This is a genomic window from Pedobacter sp. (assembly GCF_035566355.1).
Lineage (GTDB): Bacteria > Bacteroidota > Bacteroidia > Sphingobacteriales > Sphingobacteriaceae > Pedobacter.
Genome location: NZ_DATMRL010000052.1, coordinates 1 through 11,803, shown reverse-complemented (window position 1 = coordinate 11,803; position 11,803 = coordinate 1). Strand labels below are relative to the sequence as shown.

At 39.9% G+C, this 11,803-nt stretch carries 10 protein-coding genes; 7 read left to right on the top strand and 3 right to left on the bottom strand.

What is annotated here, in order from left to right:
• Positions 1-162: 162 nt before the first annotated feature.
• Together VNZ46_RS01875 and VNZ46_RS01870 are read left to right on the top strand one after the other, a co-directional pair.
• Entirely contained in the window at positions 163-747 is a 585-nt protein-coding gene (locus VNZ46_RS01875) for a hypothetical protein (protein WP_325558370.1), read from the top strand.
• Between the two features lie 118 nt (positions 748-865).
• Positions 866-1,348, top strand: a complete 483-nt coding sequence (locus tag VNZ46_RS01870) for a tetratricopeptide repeat protein (protein ID WP_325558369.1) — start codon at positions 866-868, stop codon at positions 1,346-1,348.
• Here VNZ46_RS01870 and VNZ46_RS01865 read toward each other — a convergent pair.
• From VNZ46_RS01865 to VNZ46_RS01855, 3 genes are all read right to left on the bottom strand, one after another.
• Positions 1,345-2,235 carry a hypothetical protein gene (locus VNZ46_RS01865; protein WP_325558368.1) on the bottom strand — a complete coding sequence of 297 codons (891 nt, stop codon included), beginning with the start codon at positions 2,233-2,235 and terminating at the stop codon, positions 1,345-1,347. The two genes, VNZ46_RS01870 and VNZ46_RS01865, sit on opposite strands and share 4 nt — an antisense overlap.
• Before the next feature lie 100 nt (positions 2,236-2,335).
• The gene (locus VNZ46_RS01860) at positions 2,336-4,375 is read right to left on the bottom strand and encodes an ATP-binding protein (protein ID WP_325558367.1); all 2,040 of its coding nucleotides are present in this window, start codon (positions 4,373-4,375) and stop codon (positions 2,336-2,338) included.
• Between the two features lie 86 nt (positions 4,376-4,461).
• Entirely contained in the window at positions 4,462-4,710 is a 249-nt protein-coding gene (locus VNZ46_RS01855) for an AraC family transcriptional regulator (protein ID WP_325558366.1), read from the bottom strand.
• A gap of 394 nt (positions 4,711-5,104) precedes the next feature.
• Between VNZ46_RS01855 and VNZ46_RS01850 the strand changes: the two genes are divergently transcribed.
• The 5 genes from VNZ46_RS01850 to VNZ46_RS01830 form a co-directional block, all read left to right on the top strand.
• A complete protein-coding gene (locus VNZ46_RS01850) occupies positions 5,105-6,217 on the top strand; it encodes an SGNH/GDSL hydrolase family protein (protein WP_325558364.1) in 1,113 nt (370 codons plus the stop codon).
• Positions 6,218-6,391: 174 nt separating this feature from the next.
• Entirely contained in the window at positions 6,392-8,575 is a 2,184-nt protein-coding gene (locus tag VNZ46_RS01845) for an alpha-L-fucosidase (RefSeq protein WP_325558363.1), read from the top strand.
• Positions 8,576-8,581: 6 nt separating this feature from the next.
• A complete protein-coding gene (locus VNZ46_RS01840) occupies positions 8,582-9,988 on the top strand; it encodes a sialate O-acetylesterase (RefSeq protein ID WP_325558362.1) in 1,407 nt (468 codons plus the stop codon).
• A gap of 111 nt (positions 9,989-10,099) precedes the next feature.
• Positions 10,100-10,714, top strand: a complete 615-nt coding sequence (locus VNZ46_RS01835) for an RNA polymerase sigma-70 factor (RefSeq protein ID WP_325558361.1) — start codon at positions 10,100-10,102, stop codon at positions 10,712-10,714.
• A 78-nt stretch (positions 10,715-10,792) separates the two neighbouring features.
• A partial coding sequence (locus VNZ46_RS01830) for a FecR family protein (RefSeq protein ID WP_325558360.1) occupies positions 10,793-11,803 on the top strand: 1,011 nt, incomplete at its 3' end.

Below are 11,803 nucleotides of genomic sequence, written 5' to 3'. Positions count from 1 at the left end.
TCAGGGAATTTATTAACCGTAAATAAACCGAATCAATTACATTTTATTGCGTTTTTAACACCTAAACGCAGAAAATAAAAACAATTCTAAGATACAAAAAGTTATTATAGCATTAAGCTTGTAGTCTATAGCTCATCTATTAACATTTTTAAAAAACATCTTATGAAAAAATTTACTTTAAGCTTGCTAACTGTTGTACTACTCGGAGTAGGCCTTTCGGCAAGTGCCCAGATTCAAAAGGGTAATGTATTAATTGGTGCAGATTTGGCCAACTTCGATTTGGGTTTAAGTGGTTCAAAAGTATTCAAAATGGACATTACTCCAAAAGCTGCATGGTTTATTCAAGACAATGTTGCTTTGGGGGGATATGCACATATCGGTTTAGTTACCGCAAAGAATGCTGCAACAACCACTGACTACGGTATTGGTGCCCTTGGTCGTTATTATACCGGTAAAGATGTAGAAGTTCTAAAACATGGCCGTTTCTTTGGAGAAGCAAACATTGGTTTTGGCGGAACAAATACAAGTAAAGGCGGTGGCACAACGAATGGTTTAGACTTTGGCGTAGGCCCGGGTTTTGCTTATTTCATTACCCCTAATATCGGGCTTGAAACATTGTTGAAATACCAGGGCTTAACCGGATTTGGAAATAATGGATATCAGGGCAATCTGCACTTATCTTTCGGGTTCCAGATCTATCTTCCAGGTCAAGGGACAGCCAATAAGGTTAGAAATGATGTAAAATAAATCAGAATTTAATTTATAAAGCCTGCTGCAAAAACAGCAGGCTTTATTTTTAAATCCCATTTGCAAGAGGAACTAAGATCTTTGTTTAGATTTGCAGCTTAGCTCAATCCAGATATCTATGAACAGCTGTGTCAAACTTCTTTCCCTGAACCTCTTTCTTATGCTCTCCCTCCTTTCCTGTACTCAAAAGAAAGATGCTTATGCAGTTTGGAAAGAACAGTCAAAAACCAATATCAGGCTTCTGCCAGAATATGGACATGCTGCAAAAACAAAACAGCAACTGGAAGCAGACAGTGCCTTTATACGAACAGCCACTCAAAAAGAAAGTCCGGAAAAAGCGTCAGAAGCATTAGTACAACTTGGTTTTAAATACCTGAACGAAGGAGATCCCCAGACAGCCATGTACCGTTTCAACCAGGCCTGGTTATTAAATCCCAAAAACCCGGAAATCCATTGGGGATTTGGCTCCGTCTACTTCAGCTTCAAAGATTATAAAAACGCCATTACGCAATACAACGAAGGGCTGAGTCTAGACCCCAAAAATAAAGGAATACTAAAAGACAAAGCCCTCGCTGCACAATTATTAAGAAAGAAAAATTAATTCATTTTAAAAGATTCTCCTGGTTTAGCCAGTTCATATCTGATCCAAAAATCAGAAGATCTTGAGCTGTTGCTGCTTCCTTCCTCTCCTCCTCTTTGGCCCATACCGCCGCCTCTTCGGCCGCCACCCATTCCACCACCATGGCCACCACCACCGCGCATACCGCCGCCCATTCCTCCTCCGCGAGACATTCCACCGCCTCCACCTTCAGCACCACCCTGACCTCCCTGACGGTGATGTTCCGGATTTCCAGCACCGCTGTTGATCTTGATCTGATAGGCAATTCCTTTCACTTCTTTTCCCGTTAAATTCAACTGAGCCAATGGAATGGCCAGTTCACAAATATAATCTCTGCGCTGATTAAAAGCTGCTGCAACCTGTATCCCTGCATCATTAGGAATCGCTAAACTGCCATCTGGAATACTTTTAAACCCAGACACCGAAATGGATCTAACACCTGGATCATGTTCATGTTCTCCAATCCCCTCAGGATGATGTATGGTACTATCTTTCAATTCTCCGTGTGAAGGTGGAGGTTGCTGCATGCCCAGAAAGTTCAATTTTATACCATCCTTCTTTTTGCCCGCAGTATTGATGTTTAAGGTCAACCCACCACGAATCAAACGGCCCGTCGTCATTTCATCCAGAGATTCAATAACCAGGTAAAGATTTTGCTCATCATTTCCAAGGGCAAAAGCCAGCTTGGTTTCTGAATTAAAATTATTCAATGGCTCATGCCATTCCTCAGAATTCCCATCTACCACAACCGGGTGCTGCATCCACATATTTACATCCAAGTCCGGATCTGGTTTTTGCGCATAAGCCGCAGTACCGGAAAGCCCAGCCAATCCGGTAAAAAACAAAATAGATAAAAATTTTCTGTTCATTTTTTGAGTGCAGGTTGCAAAAGATCTGCACAACAAATCTATTCTATTAACAATTGATCTTTAGCAAATTAACATATTTTAACTTATAGAGCCTCTGGACTTAAAAATTAGTTATGCTCGCTGCCCTCACTTCCTTTGTAACGGCAGTAGAACTTTCCACATTCAAATCAATTCCCTTTGCTTTAAGTTCGGCAGCAATGGCCCTTTTGTCAAAATCAAGCTTGTCCAGCAGATACTTGTGTTTCACTGCAAAACTTCTGAACACATCGTCCCAGGTCATGACGAAGATCTCCAGATTGCCCCATGATTTGACTAAAAAGCGCTTCCCCTTATCCCTGAATTCATCGTACTGTTTTTTAATATAAGCATCGGTTTCATTACTGATCACAAAAAACTTCCATTGACGCGTTTGCGCATTAAATTCCGGCTGCCGGGTCACAAAATCCATATAATCTTCAATCTGGCGAAGCTGCGCTTTGCCAATCACCACATCCGGACGCTTCAGTTCAACCATAATATTCTCTTCCAGATCATCATCATGGCTGGAGGGATCCGGCACGCTTCGCTGCCTGCAGATAAAAAGATCAGGCCTTCTAACCTTCTCCGCATCCTGCAATTTAACTTTTGCAGGTGCGGGTAAGTCATCAATAATATACAAATACTTCGACAACACCTTCTCAAAAGCCTCATTCGCAGTAACCAAATGGAACTGTTCTCCAAACAACCAATAATTTTCTGCAATTGCATGCTGTATATGATCCCTTTCATTGGTAAAGGATTTCAGGTCAAATACCAGTGTCTTCAAAAGTTCTATCGTTTTTGCCCGGCTTTCAATCAGGTTGATGGTTCTTAGAATATGGCTGAATGATGTTTTCTTTAACAGATTAGACAAATTCTCCCGCTCTTCGGCAGTTATCTGCACAATTCCATCCAGAATATTTAAAATATGTCCTCTTTCATCAGTATCCAGTAAAAGATTAATAAAACCCACACTCGTCTTTTCCTGAGTTTCACTTAAACCCTTAAATATCTTGGGTTGTATACAGTAAATCTCCCGCACTACCTCTACAAGATCTTTCTTTTTTTCCTGCTCATACTTATTGTTCCTGAATTTTGGAAATACCCCCAAACGTTCATACTTTGAAATCAGCTCATCAGCTGCATTGATCCTCACAAAAGCCTTCTGTTTGGTATTAATGATGTTTCGGAGTTCCTTCAAAAGCCTCTTGAAAACCAGATTATTCCTGTTCACCCCAAACAGCCTTCCAGAACCCTCTTTATCTGAAGAAATAAACTCATTAAAAAAGTTCGACTCCACATACATACTGTGGTAAAAATTGATAGCATTGTGATTAAAAGAAGTCAACTCTTTATACAACTCCTTTTTATGTTCATTCAAAAAATAATAGTAGAATTTGTCTCCGATCTTCTTTTTCCACCGCACATAAGTGATTTTAAATTCAAATTCATTTCCTCCATGATCAGAAACCACACTTTTGAACACCTCATCTTCAGCAATAATATCCCTGAATTCTATTGCTGCTCCGTTTAAACTCAAGCAGAAGTGTCTTTGTTCATTCAATAACAAGAACCAACCAAATTCTGCCTTCAAATAATCTATAAACTCTGTACTGCTCAAAGAATATCCCGTAATTCCGTACAGATTGGACAACCTTAAACTCGTTCCCGTTTTCTCTGCGGGAGAAATCCGGTTATTTTCATTCTTATATACATGTTTGTTTCCCGCATGTACGGTAATGTCGTATTCCAGAAATTGTCCGCTTTGCTGATCTTTATAAACCGTTTGCCAAACCGCAGTTTCTGCAAATGCAATAAAGGAGAACCTCCCCTTTCCCTTCTTTCCTCTAACCGAAGAAGTCTTTTGTACAGACTTACGTTTCAGCGAGTCCAAAAAAGAACCGAAGGTTTCGCCCAGTGTAGACAAGTCAATTCCAGTCCCATTATCTGCGATGACCAGATCATCAATATGATCCAGTTCATTCGCGTTAAAAATGAGATCAACATGAGTTGCTTTAGCATCAAACCCATTCCATATGAGCTCAGCAATGGCCTCTTTATACTCTTTGGTAATACCCGCTGAGTCTACACTGTTGTTATTTATTCCGACTTTATTTTCCATACCCAGGCATAAGATCAATTGAACAGCTAAAATTACTAAAAATATTAGTAATTAAAAATAAATATTAACTCCTCCTTTACCTGGCGCTAAGCAAACTGCTTTTTGAACTCCGATGGCGTTTTTTTTGTGACCAGTCTGAAAAATTTATTGAAATTGGAAATGCTGTTATAGCCACATTTATAGGCTATACTTCCTATATTCCCATCATCAGCACTCATGAGTTTTATAGCATGTGCGATTCGAATTTCATTAATAAACTCTACAAGTGTTTTTTGTGTCCTTGCTTTAAAAAAACGACAGAATGCCTGTTTGTTCATATTAGCAATCGACGCCACATCATTCAGTTTTATCTCACTGGAAAAATTCGAAAACAGGTTTCATCTAAACATTATTATCATTCTCAACTTTCAGGAATATGCCGTCTCGTCCTCATCAATAGATCCTATCACCTACCTTCTCCTACTCTATTATTCTTATTTTATATTAGCATAAATGGTAATTTTTTCACGCATTAAGGCTAATATAAAGAAGCAAATTATCAATTCAAACATAGGTTTTCTTTCTCTTTAAGTATAATTTTACCATTCAATACCAAATACTAAGTTCTATCACGGAGTTTTATTTATCTACCTTTAAAAAAGCCCTTCCTGTTACCAAATGGCAATCTGGATTTAATTAAATATGGGCTGCAGCCCTAAAACCAACTATAGATCAAATACTTTCCAAAAAATGAAACAAAAATTCTGTATCCTATTTATCTCGATGGTACTTTTTCATCTTTCAGCACACGCTCAATCTCTTAAATGGAATAGCCCAATAGAGGCTGGATATCCTGTAATTGATGGCAGGTATTGGCAAACGGGATTAAAAAACACATACGACCGCTTACCCGGTAACGCTCAGGAAAATGTAAGAAAAGAGCTCTGGGAATTGTCACAAAATTCAGCAGGAGAATACATCACCTTTACTACAGATGCCCGGGAAATAAGAGTAAAGTATCAAGTCAACGGCAGCTATATTATCCCCAATAGTACGGCTTTAAATGTAAGCGGGGTTGATCTTTACGCTCAGGATATAAAAAACAACTGGCACTGGATCAGTGGCAAATACGATCTTGGCGATACCATCAGGTTTCAATTCAGCAACATCAGCGCGCCATTACCCATAAAAGAATACAGACTTTATCTCCCCCTATATAAAACCCCTTCATGGATTAAGATAGGAGTGGCTTCAACCGCAGCATTTCAATTTCAAAAAGTAAATGAAAAAGAAAAGCCTGTAGTTATTTACGGCACATCCATTTTACAAGGCGCAAGTTCCAGCCGGCCCGGACTGGCCTGGAGTAATATACTAGGACGAAGATTAAACACTAGGGTTATCAATCTTGGATTTTCCGGCAACGGGCAACTGGAATCCCCTCTGATTGACTTAATCAGTCAAATTGAAGCGTCTTTGTATATATTGGATTGTATGCCGAACCTCTACGACCGAAATAAATTCTCAGATGAAGAAGTTGAAAAGCGGATCACCAGTTCCGTAAAAAGTCTGCAGCAAAAACATCCACATACCCCTATCCTGCTTACCGAACATTCAGGTGCTTTGCCAGGACTTAATTTAGACAGCTCCATCACCAGCAAATATACCCATGTTAGCCAGGTATTGTCTGCCACATTTTATAAACTACGAAAAGAAGGCATCAAAAACATTTACCTACTTAAAGCACAAAAAATAGGTTTTACATACGACAGCACGATAGATGGAACACACCCCAATGACATTGGCATGATCCAGTATGCAAACGCATATGAGGAAATAATCAAACAAATTTTAAAGAAAAAATAACACTGACAATCATTGTTGTTGTGTGCTACATGACAATTAGCCCGGCTAAAAAAGTAAATATGGTCCAAAACCCTGGCCGGTAGTCCTAAAATGACAATATACTTTAAGTAAGAGACAATATGAGCCCTAAAGTCTTGTTTACCAAATTGTAATTTTACTAATCAAATAAAATAAATGAAACAAATCTTTGCCCTCACAGCCTTAATCACCTGTTTTTATGTACACACACATGCACAGAACAATGCGATAAAGCTGCAAAACACCATTTCTATAGCACCAAACGACAGCAAAGCCACCATTATTAACAAAGCTGCACATGTAGTTCCTACAACAAATCAGCTCAGTGCCTTAAAGAACGAGTTTATTGCCTTTATACATTTTGGCCCCAATACCTTTACTCGGGTAGAATGGGGAAATGGTATTGAAGATCCCAAAGTATTCGATTTGAAAGAATTGCATACTGACCAATGGTGCCAGGCCATGAAAGCAGCAGGCATTAAAATGGTCCTTCTAACCGTAAAACACCACGATGGATTTGTACTTTGGCAAAGCCGGTATACCGATCACGGAATCATGTCTACAGGATTCCGAAATGGGAAAGGCGATATCTTAAAAGACCTCTCGGCATCCTGTAAAAAATATGGGTTAAAACTAGGTATCTATTTATCACCCGCAGATCTGTTCCAGGTAGAAAGTCCAACGGGTTTATACGGCAATTTGAGCAAAGTTTCTAAACGCATCATACCCCGTCAAGTGCCCGGAAGGCCATTTGATAACAAAACCAAATTCGAATTTGAGGTTGATGACTACAACGAATATTTCCTCAATCAACTCTTCGAAGTATTAACAGAATATGGACCAGTGTATGAGGTTTGGTTTGATGGGGCAAATCCCAAGTCTAAAGGCGGACAGAAATATAATTATGCCGCATGGAAGAAGTTAATCCATACCCTGGCCCCAAAGGCTGTTATTTTTGGCAGAGAAGATATCCGCTGGTGTGGTAATGAATCGGGTGGCACCCGGGAAACCGAATGGAACGTGATCCCCTATCCCGAAAACCCAGATACAGCAAGCCACTTTCCAGATCTAACAGATAAATCTTTAGGCGGCCGGGAGGAACTATACAAAGGAAAATACTTGCACTATCAGCAAGCCGAAACCAATACCTCTATTAGAGAAGGCTGGTTTTACCGGGATGACGAAAAACAAAAAGTGCGCAGTACCGATGATGTTTTTGATATTTACGAAAGAGCAGTAGGCGGCAATTCTACATTCTTGCTCAATATTCCTCCAAACCGCCAGGGCAAATTCTCTGATGAAGATGTAAAAGTACTGACCGAAACAGGAAAGCGGATTTCCGAAACTTATAGCAAAAATTTATTTGCCAATGCTAAAATATCAAAGCAAGAGCAAAACACAAACATTACCACCAGCACACCCGTTACCATCAACAGAATCCTGTTGCAGGAAAACATAGCCAGTTACGGAGAACGCGTAGAGCAACATATTGTTGAAGCCTGGATAGGTCATAAATGGGAGAAAATTGCTTCGGCAACAAACATTGGCTATAAACGTATATTACGTTTTCCAGAAGTTACAGCCTCAAAATTCAGGTTGGTGATTTTATCCTCCAGAGCAAAACCTGTTATTGCTGCAATAGGCGCCTATTATTACCGCACCAGACCGCCTCAGCTCACCTTCAGCAGAGACATCAACGGTTTATTAACCATATCGCCTAAATCACACGAATTTGGGTGGAAACCCCATGGAGAAAATGCAACGGCCAACCTGAACAAAGGCACCGAAATCTATTATACAACAAACGGCACTGAACCCACCGTTTCCTCCAAAAAATATAACGGCCCGGTATCAGTAAGCGGGGGTAAAATAAAAGCTCTATCCATCGCCGATAAAGAAAAAGGACCTGTAGCCATAGAAACTTTTGGGATTGTGAAAAAAGACTGGAAATTATTAGATACAGACAGTGTAACAAATGACCATGCAAAGAATATGGCATTCGATGCCAATTCTCAAACTTACTGGCTGGCCGGTGCTAACAAGCACCAGATTGCCATAGATCTCGGCCGTGAACACAGCCTGACAGGCTTTGTTTATACCCCGCCTCAACAATTTGCCGATGGTATGATGGAAAAAAGCATTGTACAAATCAGCGAAGATGGCAAAAATTGGCAAACTGTAGAAAATGTTGCATTTGGAAATCTGATTAATGATCCCACACCAAGAACACATTATTTTACAAAAATGCTTACAACAAGGTATGTACGAGTGCAGGCTACCTCTATTGCAGCCAATAAAAAGAACTTAGCCATTGCAGAACTTGACTTTTTAGAAAAATAGACCCAGATGAAAAAACACTTTCTATTACTCCTGCTTTCTTTCCTGGTTCTATCATTGCGCGCCAATATCCGTCTTCCAAATATATTGGGTAGCAACATGGTATTACAGCAGCAATCCTCCACTAAACTATGGGGTTGGGCATCACCCGATGAAAAGATAAAAATTATAACCTCCTGGAACAATAAGACCATCGAAACATCAGCGGATGGAAATGCAAGCTGGAAAATTGACATTCAGACACCACAAGCAGGTGGCCCCTATACCATTACCCTGCAGGGTGAAAATAAAATTATCCTTAACAACATCTTAATTGGAGAAGTATGGGTCTGTAGTGGTCAATCGAATATGGAGAGGAATTACTATACAGGAATTTCCAGTATTAAAGAGGAATACGAATTGTTGAACAAACTTAATATCAGACTGTTCAACATGCCTAAAACGACTTCAAAAACACCACAAGATGATTGCACCGGCAACTGGACAACCTGCGACACCAGCGCTCTTAAAGCATTCAGTGCAGTAGCTTATTATTTTGGTAAAAATTTAAACAAAACTTTAAATGTACCAATTGGTCTTATTGCCAGCAGCTGGGGCGGTACACCTGCAGAAGTTTGGACACCGGAAAATCTGATAGAGAATAATGTAACCTTAAAAGAGGCATCGAAAAAAAACAACCCTACTCCATGGTGGCCGGTAAATGCCGGATATACCTATAACGCCATGATTTACCCCATTGTTAATTACAAAATTGCAGGTACAATCTGGTACCAGGGAGAAAGCAACCGGGAGGCACCATTGAGTTATACGGAATTAATGAACACCATGATAACCTCCTGGCGTAAAGCATGGAATAAAAATTTTCCATTTTATTACGTACAAATTGCTCCTTATAAATATGATAAATATAATGTGGGTGCATTGGTAAGAGAGGCCCAGACTAAAAGCCTATCCACAGTGAAAACAGGCATGGCAGTAATTTCAGATCTGGTTAGCGATACCCTTGATATCCATCCCACCAATAAAAAGGATGTAGGTATTCGCCTGTCCAATATTGCCCTGGCCGAAACTTATGGCTTAAAAACAAATGGCTATAAGAGTCCGCTGTTAAAATCTTTCAAAGTAAATGGCGGTAAGGTGGTCGTTGATTTTGATTATGCAGAGACAGGTTTAATTATTAAAGGAAAAATGCCAAAAGAAATTTTCATAGCTGGGGCAGATAAGATCTTTTATCCTGCAATGATTAAAATAAAAGGAGGTACCATCATTGTTTCCAGCGAGAAAGTAAAAATACCTGTCGCTGTTCGTTATCAGTTTAGTAATGCAGGAATAGGTAATATTTTTACGCGTACAGGTTTGCCTGTTGCTCCCTTCAGAACAGACAACTGGGATGTCGATACCAGTAAAATAAAGTAAAGCCGGTAAGACTGATAAAAAATACAGCGCTCTTCACCTTTTGAAGAGCGCATTTATTTTTTTATCTTTACATTAGGCCTCAATTCAGACAGCACGGCTCTGAATCATAACATGATACCAACAAAGCCAGAAGAGATTTTTAATGACGAAAAAGCATTATTGCACCAGATTTCAACTGGTGACACCAAGGCTTTTAGTATTATTTTTCATCGTTACAGCCCCAAAGTTTACAACTACGCTTTAAAAATTATCAAATCAGAAAGCCTTGCCGAAGAAATCACGCAGGAAATATTCGTAAAGATCTGGAAGCAGGAAGAGCACCTCACCCAGATTGAAAACCTGGATGCCTATCTGAGAGTCCTGACCAGAAACCATACCTTAAAGGTTCTGCGCAGAATGGCATTAGAAGTTAGAACCAGCAGAATGATAGCCACTAACTATAAGGAAGATCATAATGAAACCGAGGAATACATCATATTTAAAGATTCAGAAAAAGTCTTAAATCAAGCCATAGAAAAATTACCGGCACAGCAAAAGCTCGTTTACACTCTTTGTCATCAGGAAGGATTGAAATATGAAGAAGTTGCCGAAAAGCTCAACATCTCTAAGCTAACGGTAAAAACGCATATGCAGCATGCTTTGCGCTTTCTTCGAAATTACGTAAGTACGCATACCGACATTGCCATAGTAGTCATCCTCATGACTTTACTAGCTGAAAAACATTAATTATTTTTTTTCAATTCCATTACTCCTCTCTCCCATACCAGGGGTCTTTACAATAAAGGGAGCCTAAACAACACACCTATGAATTCAAGATTAGCCAGTTTATACCAGCGATACATTGAAGACACCTGCACCAATGAGGAACGGGAGGAATTTCTATCTCTGGTCGCTGAAAATCAAGAAAACAATGACATCACAAGCTTAATGGATGACACATGGGATAAAATCAGAACAGACGGCCTTTTATTTCCTCATGCAGACAATATGCTGCAAAACATACTAGCAAGTCATCAAAAACCTGTTGTTAAAAAAATCTCCTGGTACCGCTATACTGCCACAGCCGCAGCAGTTCTTTTGCTTATCGGCGCAGGCCTTTTCTATTTTAATAGCCATCACGTCATCCTGAATCCATCTCAGGACCCCGGACTGGTTAAGAACACGATCAAAGCTGGCCAAAACAAAGCGACGTTAACACTTGCCAATGGAAAAGTGATCAATCTCGACAGCACTACAAATGGAGAAATTGCCGAACAAACCGGCATCACCATTACCAAAACAGAAAAAGGACAACTCGTCTACAATGTTACTGAGTCAGCGAAAAAAGAAAAAACTGCATCAGCAAAAATAGCCTACAATACCATAACCACGCCTCGCGGCGGACAATACCAGGTCAATTTGCCGGATGGCAGTAAAATCTGGCTTAATGCATCTTCTTCTTTAAAATACCCAACCCTGTTCAGCAAGAATGAGCGCAGAGTGGAATTATCAGGAGAGGCTTATTTTGAAGTAGCGAAGATGACCTTCAAAGAATCAGGCCATAAAAAAGCACGCACGCCTTTTATCGTCGTAACCAGCAAACAACAAGTCGAAGTACTCGGCACACACTTTAACATCAATAGCTACGAAGACGAAGCCACGACCAAAACGACACTGCTGGAAGGCGCAGTACGGGTTTCACAAGTCGGATCACGAAAAACTGTAAATCTGCTTCCAGGTCTGCAGTCTGTCTTAAACAACAATAACCTAAGCACACGTGCAGTAGATACTGACGAAGCTGTAGCCTGGAAAAACGGATACTTTCAATTCAATGAA